Origin of the sequence: Pseudomonas sp. BR20 (assembly GCF_050780135.1) — a bacterium.
Lineage (GTDB): Bacteria > Pseudomonadota > Gammaproteobacteria > Pseudomonadales > Pseudomonadaceae > Aquipseudomonas.
Genome location: NZ_CP172012.1, coordinates 2855148 through 2871757 on the forward strand (window position 1 = coordinate 2855148; position 16610 = coordinate 2871757).

The 16610-nt window shown below is 62.4% G+C and carries 16 protein-coding genes; all 16 read left to right on the plus strand.

All coding sequences use genetic code 11. The annotated features are described in order from the left end of the window. The first annotated feature begins 4 nt into the window (after positions 1-4). The 16 genes from ACHPFG_RS13230 to ACHPFG_RS13305 all read left to right on the plus strand — a co-directional run bounded on the left by ACHPFG_RS13230 (position 5) and on the right by ACHPFG_RS13305 (position 16513). Complete coding sequence (locus ACHPFG_RS13230) at positions 5-1318, plus strand: lipopolysaccharide biosynthesis protein (RefSeq protein ID WP_431702942.1); 1314 nt, start codon at positions 5-7, stop codon at positions 1316-1318. Continuing rightward, positions 1315-2490: an O-antigen ligase family protein gene (locus tag ACHPFG_RS13235; protein ID WP_431702944.1), complete on the plus strand. Its 1176-nt coding sequence runs from the start codon at positions 1315-1317 to the stop codon at positions 2488-2490. Before ACHPFG_RS13230 ends, ACHPFG_RS13235 begins: the two co-directional genes overlap by 4 nt. Then, complete coding sequence (locus ACHPFG_RS13240) at positions 2487-3650, plus strand: polysaccharide pyruvyl transferase family protein (protein WP_431702946.1); 1164 nt, start codon at positions 2487-2489, stop codon at positions 3648-3650. The genes ACHPFG_RS13235 and ACHPFG_RS13240 overlap by 4 nt, the downstream gene beginning before the upstream one ends. Continuing rightward, complete coding sequence (locus tag ACHPFG_RS13245; protein WP_145337479.1) at positions 3647-4198, plus strand: putative colanic acid biosynthesis acetyltransferase; 552 nt, start codon at positions 3647-3649, stop codon at positions 4196-4198. The genes ACHPFG_RS13240 and ACHPFG_RS13245 overlap by 4 nt, the downstream gene beginning before the upstream one ends. 14 nt (positions 4199-4212) lie before the next feature. Continuing rightward, on the plus strand, positions 4213-5172 hold the full coding sequence (locus tag ACHPFG_RS13250) for a nitroreductase family protein (protein ID WP_178116772.1): 960 nt from the start codon (positions 4213-4215) through the stop codon (positions 5170-5172). Between the two features lies 1 nt (position 5173). After that, positions 5174-6109, plus strand: coding sequence for a glycosyltransferase family 2 protein (locus tag ACHPFG_RS13255; protein ID WP_431702949.1), 936 nt, complete (start codon positions 5174-5176; stop codon positions 6107-6109). Positions 6110-6178: 69 nt separating this feature from the next. Then, positions 6179-7300 (plus strand): GDP-mannose 4,6-dehydratase, encoded by a 1122-nt coding sequence (gene gmd / locus ACHPFG_RS13260; RefSeq protein WP_431702951.1) that lies wholly within the window; start codon positions 6179-6181, stop codon positions 7298-7300. A 2-nt stretch (positions 7301-7302) separates the two neighbouring features. Next, complete coding sequence (gene fcl, locus ACHPFG_RS13265) at positions 7303-8280, plus strand: GDP-L-fucose synthase (protein ID WP_131699250.1); 978 nt, start codon at positions 7303-7305, stop codon at positions 8278-8280. Beyond that, positions 8280-9488, plus strand: coding sequence for a glycosyltransferase WbuB (locus ACHPFG_RS13270; protein WP_431702953.1), 1209 nt, complete (start codon positions 8280-8282; stop codon positions 9486-9488). The genes fcl and ACHPFG_RS13270 overlap by 1 nt, the downstream gene beginning before the upstream one ends. 5 nt (positions 9489-9493) lie before the next feature. Then, complete coding sequence (locus ACHPFG_RS13275; RefSeq protein WP_431702955.1) at positions 9494-9952, plus strand: GDP-mannose mannosyl hydrolase; 459 nt, start codon at positions 9494-9496, stop codon at positions 9950-9952. 23 nt (positions 9953-9975) lie between these two features. Beyond that, entirely contained in the window at positions 9976-11385 is a 1410-nt protein-coding gene (locus tag ACHPFG_RS13280; protein WP_431702957.1) for a mannose-1-phosphate guanylyltransferase/mannose-6-phosphate isomerase, read from the plus strand. 180 nt (positions 11386-11565) lie between these two features. Beyond that, positions 11566-11805 carry a hypothetical protein gene (locus ACHPFG_RS13285; RefSeq protein WP_184742602.1) on the plus strand — a complete coding sequence of 80 codons (240 nt, stop codon included), beginning with the start codon at positions 11566-11568 and terminating at the stop codon, positions 11803-11805. An 87-nt stretch (positions 11806-11892) separates the two neighbouring features. Beyond that, positions 11893-13005: a polysaccharide biosynthesis/export family protein gene (locus tag ACHPFG_RS13290; RefSeq protein ID WP_145337487.1), complete on the plus strand. Its 1113-nt coding sequence runs from the start codon at positions 11893-11895 to the stop codon at positions 13003-13005. A 12-nt stretch (positions 13006-13017) separates the two neighbouring features. Next, positions 13018-13677, plus strand: coding sequence for a YjbF family lipoprotein (locus ACHPFG_RS13295; protein ID WP_306100597.1), 660 nt, complete (start codon positions 13018-13020; stop codon positions 13675-13677). Next, complete coding sequence (locus tag ACHPFG_RS13300; RefSeq protein ID WP_431702959.1) at positions 13674-14441, plus strand: capsule biosynthesis GfcC family protein; 768 nt, start codon at positions 13674-13676, stop codon at positions 14439-14441. Before ACHPFG_RS13295 ends, ACHPFG_RS13300 begins: the two co-directional genes overlap by 4 nt. After that, positions 14438-16513, plus strand: coding sequence for a YjbH domain-containing protein (locus ACHPFG_RS13305; protein WP_431702961.1), 2076 nt, complete (start codon positions 14438-14440; stop codon positions 16511-16513). The genes ACHPFG_RS13300 and ACHPFG_RS13305 overlap by 4 nt, the downstream gene beginning before the upstream one ends. Positions 16514-16610: the final 97 nt, after the last annotated feature.

Here is a 16610-nt window from a genome sequence, read left to right on the forward strand (position 1 = left end):
GACCATGAGCAAAGTGCTTGAAATGCCGCGTTCGTTGTCGCGACGGTTTCGCCTCAACGTGCTGAGCTACGGCTACACCCAACTGGTGACGCTGGCGGCGCAACTGGTGCTGGTGCCGTTCTTCCTGCACGCCTGGGGCACCGGGCGCTATGCCGATTGGCTGGTGCTCACCGGTATCCCGTCGATGCTCAGCCTGCTGGACCTGGGGGTGGCCCAGGCGTCGGCCACCAGCGCCACGTTGCGCGCCAGCCAGGGCGATGTGCCGGGGGCGCGGCGCAGTGTGCAGACCGCGCTGGCCTTTACCCTGGCGGTGGTTGCGCTGGTGCTGGTATTCGCCCTGACCCTGGGCCAGTGGCTCGACTGGGTGTCACTGCTCGGGCTCAAGACACTGACACCCGAGCAGGCCAGCCTGGTGGTGCTGTTCATGTCCGGCTACCTGTGCACGCGCTTGCTGGGTGGGCCGATCGACGCCTGGTTTCGCACCATCGACAGAACGGTCGGCGGCGTCTTCATCATGGCCAACCGCAGGACTCTGGACATTGTGCTGTCCATCGTCGTGCTGCTGCTCGGCGGCTCCGAACTGCAATTGGCCCAGGGCATGTTCCTAAGCCAGGTGCTGTTCCTGGTGCTGGTGACCCTGTTTGTGCGGCGGATTTCACCCTGGCCTTTGCTGGGGCTGGCGTCGGCGTCCTGGGCCGAGTTTCGCGGTATCTGGAAACCGGCGCTGGGCAGCGCGGCGATCCCGCTGGCACAGGCGATCACCCTGCAAGGCGGCCTGCAAGTGCTCAACCAGATCGCTGGCCCGGCGGTGGTGGTGGGTTACACCATGGCGCGCACCTTGATGCGCCTGATCATCCAGTTAGGCATTACCTGCAGCAACGCCCTGACCCCGGAGATCTCGCGCCTGGCCGGGCGCGGCGAGTTCGAGCAGGCGCGACGCTTTACCCAGCGCGCCAGTTCCCTGGTGCTGGGCCTGTGCGTGCTGGTGTATGCCGCCGGGATCTGGGCCGGGCCGCAGATCATCCTGCTGTGGAGCCATGGCCTGGTGCAGGTCGATCGCCTGTCATTGGCGCTGATCGGCTCCCATACGATTTTGAATGTGGCCTGGTTCATCCTCGCGGCGATGCTGATCTCCACCAACCGCCACACCCGCACTTCGGTGATCTACGCCTTGAGCAGCGTCGCGGCCTTGCTGCTGTGGCTGGCGTGCAAGGAACGTATCGATCCGCTGCTGGGCGCGTCGCTGTTGTTGTCGCTGCCGGAACTGGTGGTGTTGGTGTACCTGCGGGTGATTCGCGTGGGGGAGGTGGGCCCATGATGCTGTCCCAGGCGCGCCTGACCCTCTACTTGCCACTGACGTTCTTCGCCTTGCCCCTGGCGCTGAGCAACAACCTCTCGCAACCCTTGGCGATGCTGCTGTTGGTGCCCTTCGTGGTGTATGCGGCGCGTGGTTTTACCCGGGCGCTGCCATTGCTGGCGCTGGTGGTCGCGTCCAGCGTGTTGCAGGTATTGCTGAGCAGTGGGGCGAAGATCTCGCTGTACCAGTTCCTGCGTTCCGGTATTCCGTTTTTCTATTTTGTGCTGCTGTTGGCCGGGTACAGCTATGTGTTGGCCAATGTGGAAAAAATCGCGCTGGCCCATAGCGTCAACTACCGGCGCATCCTCGAACGCATCATCTATATCTTCGCCCTTGGCCAGTTACTGCAGGTCAGCCTGTACGGCGTGGGTATCGACCTGACCAACGCCGCGTCCAAGTCCAGCGACGAAGTCGGACGGATCATGTTGTTCCCCACCAGCTCGGCGGTGCTGCTGTTTTTCTATGCCTGTTGCCATCGCAGGATCGGCTTGATGCTGATCCTCGCGGTCACGCTGCTGGCCGCCGGCTCCAAGACCATCCTTGCGGCGATGGCGGTGATGATCCTGTTGTCGGCGATTACCCAGCGCAAGCTCAAGTCATTGGCGGTGCTGGTGGTGGCCATCGCTGCGCTGGGCACGCTGACGTTCTATGCCAGCCCCTTGGCGGTGTCGCGCTTTGCCACTTACCTGTTTGAGGAGAAGGGCGAGGACGTGACCCGAGCGTTCGAGATCGCCCATGCCAAGGAATCGTTTCTCGACAACCCCGCCACGGTGTTCCTGGGCAATGGCCTGGCCAAGCAATTGACTCCCGGCGTGCCCACCAATGACGAGCGCTGGTTCGAGAACTCCAAGTTCGATATCGAGAACGGCTACTGGGGCGTGACCGCCAAACTGGGTGTGGTCGGCGTGGCGCTGTTTTGCCTGCTGTTCAGCAGACTGCCGCGCAACCCGGTATCGCTGGCCGTGGTGGCGATCCTGCTGATTTTCTCGTTCAAGACCAGCTACCAGTTCTTCACCACCTTCGATGGCAGCTACTTGCTGGTGTGGTCGATGTTTATCGGCCTGCTCAACAAGGCTGCGCCTGCACGCCAGGCTGTTTACCCAAATTACTTACTGAAACAGGCTGGATCATGAACGCACCTGCAAGCCCTATCAGGGCCGGGATACTGACGTACCACTTCAGCGAAAACTTCGGCGCGGTGCTGCAAGCCTATGCCTTGCAGCGCTGGCTGCAGCAACAGGGCTTGCAGGTGAGCTTGATCAACTACCACCCGGCCTACGTGGAGGATGGCAGCGAGGTCCGCCAGCTGTTCAACCCACGCCAGCTCAAGGCCAACCTCAAGGCCCTGTACCTTAAGGCCCTGGCGTTGAAAACCCGGGTGCTGGGGCCCAATGCCCAGTCGCGCCAGTTCCAGGCGTTCAAGACGCGCTTCCTGAATATCCAGGCGTCGCGCTATGTCCATGCCGACCAGCTCAACCAGGCGGTGGCCGGCCAGCAGTTGCTGGTGGCCGGCAGTGACCAGATCTGGAACCCTTCGGGCCAGACCGGCCTCGATCCGGCGTACTTCCTGGCCTTTGATTGCGACAAGGCGATCCGGCGCATTTCCTATGCCGCGAGTTTCGGCAAGGAGTACCTGGAGCCGCAGTACCACGCCGAAGCCGAGGGCCTGCTCAAGCAACTGTCGGCGATCAGCGTGCGCGAGGAGAGCGGAGTCAGCATCGTGCAACAGGTCTCGGGGCTGGCTGCCCAGTGTGTGCCGGACCCGACGCTGTTACACCGCGACTATTCGGCGCTGCTCGCCACGTCCACCCAGACCCGCACCGGCCACGTGTTCTGCTATGCGCTGCGCACCGGCGTGGGCGTGCGCGAAGTGGCCCAGGCGCTGTCGCGGCAGGTGGCCGGGCCGATTGTCTCGCCGTACAACGCTCACCGGCGCTGGCGGCAGATCGGCGAGACCGTGCAGATGGGCCCACAGGATTGGCTCAAGTTGCTCAAGGAGAGCGCCTACGTGGTGACCAACTCCTTCCACGCCACGGTGTTCGCGATCATTTTCGAGAAGCCGTTTATCGCCGTGGGGTTGCCGGGCAACAAGGCCTCGCTGAATGCCCGTGTGCGCAACCTGCTGGAGAAGCTGGAACTGTCGCAACGCTTCCTGCCGGCAGACAATGCCGACCGGGTGCAGGCCTTGATCGCGGCGCCCATCGACTGGGTGGCGGTGCGGGCCCGGCGCCAGGCCCTGCAACAGGTGGGCGAGCGCTACCTGTTGGAACAACTGGCGGCGATCCGGCCATGAGCGACTTCGCGCAACTCAAGTACGTCGATACGTTGCCGCGCAGCAACAAGGCGCGGCGCCTGTTGTGGGGCATCGTCTACCAGCTGCTGTTTCGCCCCACGCCGCGCTGGATGCTGCACAACTGGCGGCGTTGGTTGTTGCGCTGCTTTGGCGCCAAGGTCGGCGTGGGCTGCCGCATCGCGCCCACGTGCAGCATCTGGGCGCCGTGGAACCTGGAGATCGGCGACTACACCGCCATCGGCGATGGGGTCGATGTGTACGCCATGGCCAAAATCACGTTGGGCTCCAAAGTCACCATCAGCCAGCGCAGCTTTCTGTGCACCGGCAGCCACGACACCCGCAGTCTGCTGCGGCCCCTGGTGACCCGCGAGATCGTGATCAAGGACCACGTGTGGGTCGCCGCCGAGGCCTTTATCCACCCCGGTTGTGTGCTGGAGGAGGGCTGCGTGGTCGGCGCGCGCTCGGTGGTCACGGCAAGCCTGCCCGCCTGGATGATTTGCGTCGGTGCGCCGTGCCGGCCCCTCAAAACGAGAGACATCGCACTATGAAGCAGGTGAAACGCATGATGGATAAGGCATGGAAGTTGATGTATTTCGTCAGCGAGTTTTTTCGCGACATGCTCACGTTTATTCGCCACAACGGTTACTCGCCGCTGGAAAGCCGCAACAAGAAGCTGTTCTACAAAATCCTCATCGAAACCCACACCGTGGAAAAAGGCCTGTCCCTCAAGGAACCCAAGCCGCTGTTCGGCAAGGACAAGATTAACGGCATCATCCATATGCTCAACGACTACGACCGCACGTATTCGGCGTTGCCGGTGGAGATGGCTCTTGGCGCCTTCCAGGGCTACCTCGACCTGCACCGCACCCTCGGTATCAGCGACGATTTTGTGTTTTACCTGGATGCCTATGTAGAGCACCTCAAGCGCGACGGTACCGCTGGCAGCGGCGGCATCAAGCGCGCGGCGACGTGGCTGGGCAACGGCGGGCTGGATGCCAAGGCGTTCCTGCAATCGCGCTCCAGCTGCCGCATGTTCCAGGCCGGCAAGATCGACAGTGGCCTGCTGACGTCCCTGGTGGAATTGGCGCAGTCGTCACCCTCGCAATGCAACCGCCAGTCATCGCGGGTGCATGTGTATCAGGACCGCGCGGTGATCGCGCAGTTGCTTGAACTGCAAGGCGGCTCGCGCGGGTTTGCGCAGTCGGTGGACAACCTGTTTGTGGTCACGTCCGAAGTCACCGCCTGGGGCGGCGCGGGGCAGCGCAACCAGCTATACGTCGACGGTGCGTTGTTTTCCATGGGCCTGCTGCTGGCCTGCCACGCCAATGGCCTGGGCGCGTGCCCGCTGAACCTGGCGATCCTCAATTCGGTGGAAAAGAAGATCCGTGGCATCGGCGCCATCCCGGCCAGCGAGCGGTTGATCATGATGATCGCCGTGGGACTGCCCCTGGAAAGCCACTTCCGGGCCGCGCGTTCACCGCGCCGGCTCACCACCGAAGTCCTGCAGATGCACGGTGGCTGATATGAAGCGCGAAACCGTCAGTGTGATCATCCTTACCTACAACGAAAGCCTGCATATCGCCCGAGCCATCGAGTCGGTACGGGCCTTCAGCGACGAAGTGCTGGTGGTCGATTCGTTTTCCACCGACGACACCTGCGACATCGCCCGGCGCCATGGCGCGCTGGTGGTGCAGCATGTATTCGTCAACCAGGCCAAGCAGTTCCAGTGGGCGCTGGATCACCTGCCGATTACCGGCAACTGGACGATGCGCCTGGATGCCGACGAAATCATCGAGGCCGACCTCGCCGCCGCGATCAATACCCGACTGCCGACCCTGGCCCGCGACATCACCGGCATCAACTTCAAGCGCAAGCATATCTTCATGGGCCGTTGGGTGCGCCATGGCGGCCGCTATCCGTTGAAAATGCTGCGGCTGTGGCGCACCGGGCAGGGGCGCGTTGAGGACCGTTGGATGGACGAGCACATCTCGGTCGCCGAGGGCCGCACCATCACCCTCGACGGCGGGTTTGCCGACCATAACCTGCATGACTTGACCTTCTTCACCCACAAGCACAACCAGTACGCCACCCGCGAAGCGATTGAAGTGCTTAACGCGCGGCTGGGGCTGTTTGCGATACGCGATGAACTGCATGCCGGGCAGAGTTCGTTCCAGGCCAAGGCCAAGCGCCTGGTCAAGAACCGCGTGTACAACCGCGTGCCGTTCACCCTCAGTTCCACCGCGTATTTCCTGTGGCGCTACATCATCCAGCTGGGGTTTCTCGATGGCCGCAGTGGCCTGGTCTATCACCTGCTTCAGGGCTATTGGTACCGCTTTCTGGTGGGCGCCAAAGTGCTCGAACTGGAAACCGCGATTGCGCACTTAAACGATAAGGAAGCCATTGTCCGGGAACTCTCAAAGTTGACCGGACATAACTTGAACCTGCCCACACCGAAGTAACTGAGCGTTTTTAACAAACACCCAAGTTTGGGTGTCGGCCTTCGCTCGCCTATCAATTGGGAGACAGACATGAATAAAGTCGCGCTTATTACCGGGATCACCGGTCAGGATGGCTCGTACCTGGCAGAGCTGCTGCTGGAAAAAGGCTATACCGTGCACGGCCTCAAGCGACGTTCTTCGTCGTTCAATACCCAGCGCATCGATCATATTTACCAGGACCCGCAGGCCCTGCATAAAAACCTGATCCTGCACTATGGCGACCTGGCGGACTCGTCGAACCTGACCCGCATCATCCAGCAGATCCAGCCCGACGAAATCTACAACCTCGGCGCCCAATCCCACGTGGCGGTGAGCTTCGATTCGCCGGAATACACCGCCGATGTGGATGCCCTCGGCACCTTGCGCATCCTTGAAGCGATCCGCCTGCTGGGCCTGGAAAAGAAGACCCGTTTCTACCAGGCCTCGACCTCCGAGCTGTACGGGCTGGTGCAGGAAACCCCGCAGAAGGAAACCACGCCGTTCTACCCGCGTTCGCCCTATGCGGTGGCCAAGCTATACGCCTACTGGATCACCGTGAACTTCCGCGAAGCCTATGGGCTGTATGCGTGCAACGGCATCCTGTTCAACCACGAGTCGCCGCGTCGCGGTGAAACCTTCGTGACGCGCAAGATCACCCGCGCCCTGAGCAACATCGCCCTGGGCCTGGAACAGTGCCTGTACATGGGCAACATGGATGCACTGCGCGACTGGGGCCACGCCAAGGACTACGTGCGCATGCAGTGGATGATGCTGCAGCAGGAACACCCCGAGGATTTTGTGATCGCCACTGGTGTGCAGTATTCGGTGCGCGACTTTATTCGCTGGTCGGCGGCGGAACTGGGCCTGCATTTGCGCTTTGTCGGCGAGGGCGTGGAAGAGGTGGCGGTGGTCGAGCAGATCGACGGCGACCTGGCGCCGGGCATCCTGGTGGGCGATGTGATTGTGCGCGTCGACCCGCGTTATTTCCGTCCGGCGGAAGTCGAGACGCTGTTGGGCGACCCGGCCAAGGCCAAGCGCCTGCTCGGCTGGGTGCCGGAAATCAGCGCCCAGGAAATGTGCGCCGAGATGGTCCGCGAAGACCTCAAGATCGCCCAGCGCCACGCCTTGTTGCGCTCCCATGGTCACGATGCACCGATTGCCGTGGAGAACTGAACATGGCTCGTGACTTTGATGCACGGATTTTTGTGGCCGGCCATCGCGGCATGGTCGGCTCGGCCATCGTGCGGCGCCTGTGGGCCTTGGGCTACACGCAGTTGCTCACTGCCGGCCGTGACGAGTTGGACCTGCTCGACCCGGCGGCGGTGCAGGCGTACTTCGCCAGGCACCGTGTGGACCAGGTGTACCTGGCGGCCGCCAAGGTCGGCGGGATTCACGCCAACGCGACGTACCCGGCCGATTTCATCTACCAGAACCTGATGATCCAGGCCAACGTGATCCACGCCGCCCACAGCCATGGCGTGGAGAAACTGCTGTTCCTGGGCTCGTCATGCATCTACCCGGTGCATGCACCGCAACCGATGATCGAAGCGGTGTTGCTGGACGGCGCGCTGGAACCCACCAACGAACCCTACGCGGTGGCCAAGATCGCCGGGATCAAGTTGTGCGAAAGCTACAACCGCCAGCATGGCCGCGATTACCGCAGCGTGATGCCGACCAACCTGTACGGGCCGGGCGACAACTACCATCCGCAGAACAGCCATGTGATCGCCGCCTTGCTGCGGCGCTTCCATGAAGCGACCCAGCGCGGCGATGAGGAAGTAGTGATCTGGGGCAGTGGCAAGCCGCGGCGCGAGTTCCTGCATGTGGATGACATGGCGGCAGCCAGTGTGCATGTGATGGAACTCAGTCAGGAACGCTACCGCGAGCAGACCCTGCCGATGCGATCGCATTTGAACGTCGGCACCGGGGTGGATTGCACCATCGCCGAACTGGCCCAGGCGCTGGTGCGGGTCACCGGCTTCAAGGGGCAGTTGCGCTTTGACGCCAGCAAGCCCGACGGCGCGCCGCGCAAGCTGCTGGATGTGAGCCGGATCAACGCCCTCGGCTGGGAAGCCTATGTGCCGCTGGAGGAGGGCCTGCGCGACGCCTACAACGCCTACCTCGCGGCCCTTGAACAGCCTCGGGGCCACTGATGAAGATCCTCCTGTACGGCATCAACTACAGCCCGGAGCTCACCGGCATCGGCAAGTACAGCGGTGAACAGGCACGCTGGCTGGCGGGCCAGGGGCATGACGTGCGGGTGGTGACGGCGCCGCCGTATTACCCGCAGTGGCAGGTGGGCGATGGGTATTCGCCATGGCGCTTTCGCACCGAGCAGGATGAGGGTGTGACGGTGATTCGCTGCCCGCTGTATGTGCCACGCCAGCCCACGGCGTTGACGCGCTTGCTGCACCTGATGAGCTTTTCCGCCAGTTCGTTTCTGGCGGTCATGGGGCAGTTGCGCTGGAAACCGGACCTGGTGATCCTGGTAGTGCCCACCCTGTTTTGTGCGCCCCAGGCACTGTTGCTGGCCAAGCTCAGTGGCGCGCGCTCGGTGCTGCACATCCAGGACTACGAGGTGGACGCGATGTTCGGCCTCGGCATTGGTGGCGGCTCCCTTATGCGTCGCCTGGCGTTTGGGCTTGAACGCTGGCTGTTGCGGCGCTTTGACCGGGTCTCGACGATTTCCAGCGGCATGCTCGACAAGGCTCGGGGCAAAGGCGTGAGCAGCAAGCGCCTGCTGTTCTTTCCCAATTGGTCGGAAACCGCCCGCTTTCGCCAGGTGCCCCGCAGCCGCGGGCTGCTGCAACGCCTGGGTGTGGCGCCGGGCCAAAAGGTGCTGTTGTACTCCGGCAATATCGGTGAGAAGCAGGGCCTGGAACTGATCCTCGACGCGGCCCAGGCCTATGCCGATCGCCCGGAGCTGGTGTTCCTGATCGTCGGCCAGGGCACCGGCAAGGCACGCTTGCTCGAGCGTGTACAGCGCGATGGCCTGCACAATGTGCTGTTTGCGCCGTTGCAGCCCTACGAGGACTTGCCGGCGCTGCTGGCCTCGGCCGATGTGCACCTGGTGATCCAGAAGCGCGGGGTGGCGGACGCGGTGCTGCCTTCCAAGTTGACCAATATCCTGGCGGTGGGCGGCCACGCCATCATCACCGCCGACCCCGACACCACCCTCGGGCGCCTGTGCGAGGAACACCCCGGCATTGCGGTGTTGACTGAACCGGAATCCGTCGCGGCGTTGAACACAGGGATCGAGCGGGCACTGGCATTGCCCGCGCGCAACGAGGTGGCGCTGAACTACGCCAAGGAGTTCCTCGACAAGGAACGCATTCTGCAACGCTTTCTGGCACAGGTCTGATGGGTATGTGGCTTGATTTACCGACCTTCAATACGGTCGTGGCGTCGACGCCGCTGGTGGCGATCGACCTGGTGGTGAGAAATACCCGTGGCGAGGTCCTGCTGGGCTTGCGCGTCAATCGGCCGGCCTACGGCTTCTGGTTCGTGCCCGGAGGGCGTATCCAGAAAAACGAAAACCTCGACAGTGCATTCCGGCGCATCACCCGCGACGAACTGGGGCACACCTTCGAGCGCGCCGAGGCGCGGCTGCGGGGGGTGTTCGAGCACTTCTACGACGACAGCGTGTTCGCCAACGCCGGGGCCGGGCCGGACACCCATTATGTGGTGCTCAGCTATTGCCTGGACCTGGCGCAAGGCCAGACCCTGCAGCCGCCCACGGAGCAACACCAGCATTACCGCTGGTGGTCCGAGGATGAACTGCGCATCAGCCTGCGGGTGCATGAACACACTCGCGCCTATTTCTGACTCTCTCTCCCGAGGACGCTCTCATGTTATTACCCGTGATCATGGCAGGCGGTTCGGGGTCGCGCCTGTGGCCGCTTTCGCGGCAACTGAACCCCAAGCAGTTCCTGCGCTTGACCGACGCGCACCTGTCGATGCTGCAGCAGACCATCACGCGGCTGGAAGGCGCCAACGTCGCGCTGCCGCAGTTGATCTGCAATGAACAGCACCGCTTCCTGGTGGCCGAGCAGTTGCGCCAGTTGGGCATGGAAGAGGCCAGCATCCTGTTGGAGCCGGTGGGGCGCAACACGGCGCCGGCCATCGCGCTGGCAGCGTGCAAAGCGCTGGCCGAGGCCCAGGATCCGATCCTGCTGGTGCTGGCGGCGGACCATTTGATCGAAGACATCCCCGCGTTTCATGCCAGCCTGGAAGTGGCGTTGCCGCTTGCCCGCGACGGCAAGCTGGTGACTTTCGGTATCGCGCCCACCAGCGCCCATACCGGCTACGGCTATATCGAACAAGGCACGGCGGCGGGCGAGGGCGGTTATCGGGTCAAGCGCTTTGTCGAGAAACCCGACGCCGCCACCGCTGCGGCGTATGTGGCCAGCGGTGCGTATTACTGGAACAGCGGCATGTTCATGTTCCGCGCCAGCCGTTACCTGGAGGAACTGGAACGCTTCCAGCCGGCCATCCTCGAGGCCTGTCGCGTGGCCCTGGAAGGGGGCAGCCAGGATCAACCCTTCACCCGCGTGCATGCCGCGACCTTTGCCGCTTGCCCGGACGATTCCATCGATTACGCGGTGATGGAAAACACTCATGACGCGGTGATGGTGCCGTTGCAGGCCGGCTGGAGTGATATCGGCTCGTGGTCGGCGTTGTGGGAGGCCAGCGAAAAAGATGCCAGCGGCAATGTGATACGCGGCGATGGGCTGAGCCTGGACACCCGTGACACGTACGTTCACGCCGACAGTCGGCTGGTGGCCACAGTGGGGGTGCAGGACCTGATCATTGTCGAGACCAAGGACGCGGTGCTGGTGGCCCACAAGGACCAGGTGCAGCAGGTCAAGGGCATCGTCGACCTGCTCAAACAGGCCGGGCGCCATGAGCATCTCAACCACCGCGAGGTGTATCGGCCATGGGGCATGTACGACTCGGTGGACAACGGCCAGCGCTATCAGGTCAAGCGCATCACGGTGAAGCCGGGGGCCAAGTTGTCGGTGCAGATGCACCACCACCGCGCCGAGCACTGGATCGTGGTCAGCGGTACGGCGCGGGTCACCAATGGCGAACAGACTTACCTGGTGTCGGAAAACCAGTCGACCTATATCCCCATCGGCCAGGTGCACGCTCTGGAAAACCCGGGGGTGATTCCGTTGGAGTTGATCGAGGTGCAGTCGGGCTCTTATTTGGGCGAGGACGATATTGTGCGCTTTGAAGATAAGTACGGCAGGGTCTGAGGTTTTCCGACAATTAATAACATTTAAAATAACGTCGATAGCCCTGATGCATTGAACGCCGGGCACTTCATCGGAAAAACGTTATTTTCAATTGGTCCGCTTGGAAGTTGTCCGTCTGGTGTGCTGTTTAGTTGAGTGGCACTATCGGTTTGCCTGCTCACTGAAGATAAGGAGTCTGATATGAGAAAAGCACTGGCTGTTATGGTACTCAGTGTATTGAGTACTGCTGCATCGGCCGTCGAGTTGCCCTTGGGGCTGGATACAACGGTGGCGGGGACTGTGACGGTAGGGCAAACCCTGCTGGTCGGCAGCGCCCTTATCGCCGGTGTTGCCGCTGTTTCCAGCAGTGGCGGCAGCTCCAATGGCGGCACCACCACGGGTACCACCGGTACAACCGGTACCACCGGTACCGGCAACTAGTTGTCAATCTTCCGCTTTTAAGACCGCTTGGAATCCCCGCCCAAGTGGTCTTTTTTTCTTGTCGTTTATCGCGAGTGTCCTAGCACTATGATGCGTATTTTTTCTATGGCGGCTGTGGCCGCTGCATTGTTGCAAGGCTGCATGTTTTCCCCGGGTCAATATATGGACACGGCGGCCATGACCCAGGAGGGCGATGCGCAAAACAGTCGGGTGGATTTAATTCCCATCACCCCGAAGTTATTGGCCATGGACGCAGCGACTCGCGTGCCTTATTCCATACCGGCGGAACTCTTGAGTTATAAACCCGGCCCGTACCTGATTGGCGCTAATGATGCGCTGTATATCACCGTATGGGACCATCCTGAACTAACCGCACCCTCGGGTCCGCAGCAGCAGATCGATGCCAACGGTCGATTGGTCAGCCCCGAAGGCAATCTGTTCTACCCCTATGTGGGCGAAGTGGTTGCCAAGGGCCGATCCATTGAAGCGTTGCGCAGTGAAATCACCGACAAGCTGCGTCAGTACATCGATAGCCCCCAGGTGGATATCAGCGTGTTGCGTTTCGCCAGCCAGAAAGTGGTGATCACCGGTGCAGTGATCAAGGCCGGGCCTGTGCCGATCACCACCATCGCAATGAACCTGACCGAGGCGCTCGGTGCCGCCGGAATCGATCCCATTAATGCCGACCTGTCGAACCTCACGCTCACCCGTGGCGACAAGCGCTACACCCTCGACCTCGATACGCTCAACCTCGAGCCATCGCGGTTGAACGACATCTACCTCAAAGACGGCGACCAGCTGTACCTGGCCTACAACGACCGCAAGCGCATCTACGTGATGGGCGAGGTGATGCAGCCGCGCGCACTGAGTTTCAAGACCCGCAGCATGAACCTCTCCGACGTGCTGGGTTCGGTGGGCGGGGTCAACCAGAACACTTCCAACGCCGATGCCATCTATGTGATTCGTGGTGCGCAGAACATCGATGTGGAGCCGGCCAAGGTGTTCCAGCTGGAAGCCGGATCCCCGTCGGCCATGGCCCTGGCCACGCGCTTTGATGTGCAACCCCAGGATGTGGTGTTTGTCGGCCCCGCGAATATCACGCGCTGGAACCGCTTTATCAGCCAACTGGTGCCGTCCGCGTCGATCATCGGCATTGGCGCATCCACCCAGAACAACCTGAGCGAAGCCAGCAGCCGATAGGGTGGTACCTGCGTGAACAGTCTGAAAATCGGTACGTACGCGGGGTTGGCGTGGCTGTTGGCTGGCTGTAATCCGCTGATGACGGCCTCACTCGATACCTTCAAGGCAGCCGTGGGCGGGCCTGCACCGTTGCAGTTGAGCCAAGCCCAGGTGGATGCGGTGCCGTTTCCCCAGATCAAGGTCACCACGGTGTCCAGTGAAGGGGTGATGGCGCTGATTCGCCAGCGCGGCGACTTGCAATTCTGGGTGGCCTCCGGCAAGCAGGTGTTGCTGGTGCGCGATGGCCTGGTGGTGCGCACGGTCGGTCTGGGTGCCGACCTGGATGGCACGCGCTGGCAGGGCCAGTCGCCGTTCCAGCAAGGGCTGCATCACGTGCCGGATGGCTATCGCAGCACGCGCCAGATCGACTTGGTCGGTGGCTATCGCCTGGGCGTGGTGGTCACCAGTCACATGAGGCGCAAAGGCATCGAGACCGTCGAGATTCTCGATAAACCCTATGCCTTGCTGCGCGTAGACGAAGACATCGAGTCCGAGGCGCTGGGCTTTCAGGCACGCAACCGTTACTGGGTCGATCCCGAAAACGGCTTTGTCGTGCAGAGCGAGCAGCACCTCACGCCCGCCCTGACCCTGACCATTACCCAACTGCAACCCACCCGCAAGGACGCCCGATGACTGGCCGACGATTAGGCGCGCTGCTGTTGTTGTGGGGATGCGCCAGTGCGTGCCACGCCGCAATGACGGTCAGCGGCCAGGTGCGCAATCCCGGCGCGATCACGCTGCACCCCGAGACCCGCTTGTTGGATGTGATCGGTGCGGCGCAACCGGATGCCCAGGGCTATTGGCTGGGCGCGGCGTGGCTGCACCAGCCGTTGCTGGAGCGCCAGGCACGGCTCAAGGCCGGTGTGCTGTTTGACCTGGACACGTTGCGTCGTGCGGCATTGGCGGGCGGGCGCGAAAGCCGGGCCCAGGTGGCGGTGCGCTTGTATGAGCAGGTGCAGGCGTTGCCGGTGACCGGCCGCCAGGTGGCGGTGCTGGACCCGGTGGCGGTGGAGGTGGGGTTTGCGCCGAACCCGCTGGTCAGCGACGGCGACCGCCTGGTTTATCCGCCGCGGCCTGACAGCGTGCGTGTGTTCGGCGCCGTCGCCGGCGTCTGCACTCTGGCGTTCCAGCCACTACAGCCGGCCCGCGATTACCTGCGCAGCTGCCCGTCATCGGCGCAGGCGGATGCCGATTACCTGTGGCTGATTCAGCCCGACGGCCGCATCACGCGCCTGGGCATTGCCGCCTGGAACCGCGAGGAGGGTGATCCGCCGGCGCCGGGCAGCACATTGCTGGTGCCTATCCGCAGTGATGATCTGGACCCGCCCACCCCCGACCTGAACCCGCAATTGGCCGAGTTTCTTGCCACTCAACCCCTGGCCGAGGTCACGCCTTGAAATTATGTATTGCAGCTGTGCTGCTGGTGCCCTGTGGCGTCGCGCACGGCGATCCCCGTTACACCCAAAGCGATTTTGGCGGCGTCGGGCTGCTGCAAACCCCTACCGCGCGCATGGCGCCCACTGGCGAACTCAGCGTGAATGCCAATCGCACCGAACCTTACAGTCGATATAGTTTTTCCGCGCAGCCCCTGGACTGGCTCGAAGGCACCTTTCGCTACACCGCGATTACCAACCGCCCGTATGGCGCCGAGTCGTTCAGCGGCGGCCAGAGTTACAAGGACAAGGCGGTCGATGCCAAGGTGCGCCTGTATCAGGAAAGCCATTGGCTGCCGGAGGTGGCGCTGGGGTTCATGGACCTGGGCGGCACCGGGCTGTTTTCCAGTGAGTACCTGGTGGCTAACAAACGCTATGGCGATCTGGATTTCAGTGCCGGCATCGCCTGGGGCTACCTGGGCAGTCGCGGTGATTTGGACAACCCGCTGGGCGCGCTGGATGATCGCTTCAAGGAGCGACCCAGCGCCGAGGGCTCCGGCAATTTTTCCAACGGTTATTTTCGCGGCCGGCCTTCCTTGTTCGGCGGTGTCGCCTACCAGACACCCTGGGCGCCACTGAGCCTCAAGCTCGAGGTGGAAGGTAACGACTACAAGAACGAGCCTCGGGACAACAGCTTTCGCCAGGACTCGCCGATCAACCTGGGCCTGGTCTACAAGGTGGCCGACGCCATCGACGTGAGTGCCGCCTGGGAGCGTGGCAACACCGCCATGTTCGGTATCACCCTGCACACCAATTTCGTCAGTCGCAAGGCGCCGGCGAAGACCTACGACCCACCGGCGCCGAAACTGCCCACCAAGGCACCCACCACGCCGATGGATCAGGTGGACTGGGCCGCCGTATCCCAGCGCCTGCACGACAATGCCGGCTACAACGTGCAGCGCATCGCCCAGCGCGGGCCGGAGCTGTTGGTGTATGGCGAGCAGCAACGCTATTTCTACAGCGCCAAGGCGGTGGGTCGCGCCAGTCGTATCCTGGATAACAGCGTCAATGACCAGATCGATTGGTTTACGCTGGTGAGCGAGCGCTACGCCATGCCGATCGAGGAAACCAGTGTGCCGCGCAAGACCTTCCGCGAGGTGGTCAACAACCGCGAATCCCTGCAAAACCTGCACCGACAGGCTGAAGTCAATCGCGCCAACATCAACACCCAGACGGTACTCTACACTCAGCCCCCCAAACCCTTCAGCTACGGTGTGGGCCTTGGCTACAAACAGAACGTCGGCGGGCCGGATGGCTTGCTCTACCAGATTTCCGCCGACCTCGACGCCGAATACCGCTTCACCCGCAATACCTGGTGGAGTGGCCTGCTGAGCGTCAACCTGCTGAATAACTACGACGGTTTTACCTACGATGCGCCCAGTGGCCTGCCCCGGGTACGCACCGACTTGCGTCAGTACATGACCAGCGCCGATGTGACGCTGCCGACTTTCCAGCTCAACCATGCGATGCAGTTGGACCAGGACCTTTACGGCATGGTCTATGGTGGCTTACTGGAGTCGATGTACGCCGGTGTCGGCAGTGAGGTGCTGTACCGCCCGATGGGGCAGCGCTGGGCATTGGGGGCCGACCTCAACTACGTGCGTCAGCGCGATTTCGAGCAGGACTTCAGTCTGCGTGATTATCGAACCGTCACCGGGCATGTCACCGGCTACACTGATTTACCGTTCAATATCCAGGGCGCCTTGAGTGTCGGCCGCTACCTGGCCAGGGACTGGGGCGCGACCCTGGACCTGTCGCGCCAATTCACCAATGGCGTGCGCATAGGGGCATGGGTCACCCGGACCACCGCGTCGACAGAGCAATATGGCGAAGGCAGCTTCGACAAGGGCCTCTACCTGTCCATTCCCTTCGATGAATTGATGAGCCTGTCGACCATGCGCCGCGCCAACCTGGTATGGGCGCCGCTGACCCGCGACGGCGGCGCACGCTTGAACCGCGCCTACTCACTGCATTCGATGACCGATGGGCGCGACAGTGAGCTGTTCTACAAGAACATCGACAAGATCACCGAATAGATGCACCCCTGTAGATACTGTCTTATCCAACACCGCGCAAATCCGTAGCAGCTTTCGAGCCCCCGGCGAGGCTGCGTTTGCGGCCTGCCAGGCACAC

Bases quoted from the DNA above. Each gene is read 5' to 3' on its own strand.
- ACHPFG_RS13240 (WP_431702946.1), top strand. From the start codon at position 2,487: ATGAACGCACCTGCAAGCCCTATCAGGGCCGGGATACTGACGTACCAC.
- ACHPFG_RS13230 (WP_431702942.1), top strand. From the start codon at position 5: ATGAGCAAAGTGCTTGAAATGCCGCGTTCGTTGTCGCGACGGTTTCGC.
- ACHPFG_RS13285 (WP_184742602.1), top strand. From the start codon at position 11,566: ATGAGAAAAGCACTGGCTGTTATGGTACTCAGTGTATTGAGTACTGCT.
- ACHPFG_RS13275 (WP_431702955.1), top strand. From the start codon at position 9,494: ATGTGGCTTGATTTACCGACCTTCAATACGGTCGTGGCGTCGACGCCG.
- ACHPFG_RS13300 (WP_431702959.1), top strand. From the start codon at position 13,674: ATGACTGGCCGACGATTAGGCGCGCTGCTGTTGTTGTGGGGATGCGCC.
- ACHPFG_RS13235 (WP_431702944.1), top strand. From the start codon at position 1,315: ATGATGCTGTCCCAGGCGCGCCTGACCCTCTACTTGCCACTGACGTTC.
- ACHPFG_RS13280 (WP_431702957.1), top strand. From the start codon at position 9,976: ATGTTATTACCCGTGATCATGGCAGGCGGTTCGGGGTCGCGCCTGTGG.
- ACHPFG_RS13255 (WP_431702949.1), top strand. From the start codon at position 5,174: ATGAAGCGCGAAACCGTCAGTGTGATCATCCTTACCTACAACGAAAGC.
- gmd (WP_431702951.1), top strand. From the start codon at position 6,179: ATGAATAAAGTCGCGCTTATTACCGGGATCACCGGTCAGGATGGCTCG.
- ACHPFG_RS13290 (WP_145337487.1), top strand. From the start codon at position 11,893: ATGATGCGTATTTTTTCTATGGCGGCTGTGGCCGCTGCATTGTTGCAA.
- ACHPFG_RS13250 (WP_178116772.1), top strand. From the start codon at position 4,213: ATGATGGATAAGGCATGGAAGTTGATGTATTTCGTCAGCGAGTTTTTT.
- ACHPFG_RS13270 (WP_431702953.1), top strand. From the start codon at position 8,280: ATGAAGATCCTCCTGTACGGCATCAACTACAGCCCGGAGCTCACCGGC.
- fcl (WP_131699250.1), top strand. From the start codon at position 7,303: ATGGCTCGTGACTTTGATGCACGGATTTTTGTGGCCGGCCATCGCGGC.
- ACHPFG_RS13245 (WP_145337479.1), top strand. From the start codon at position 3,647: ATGAGCGACTTCGCGCAACTCAAGTACGTCGATACGTTGCCGCGCAGC.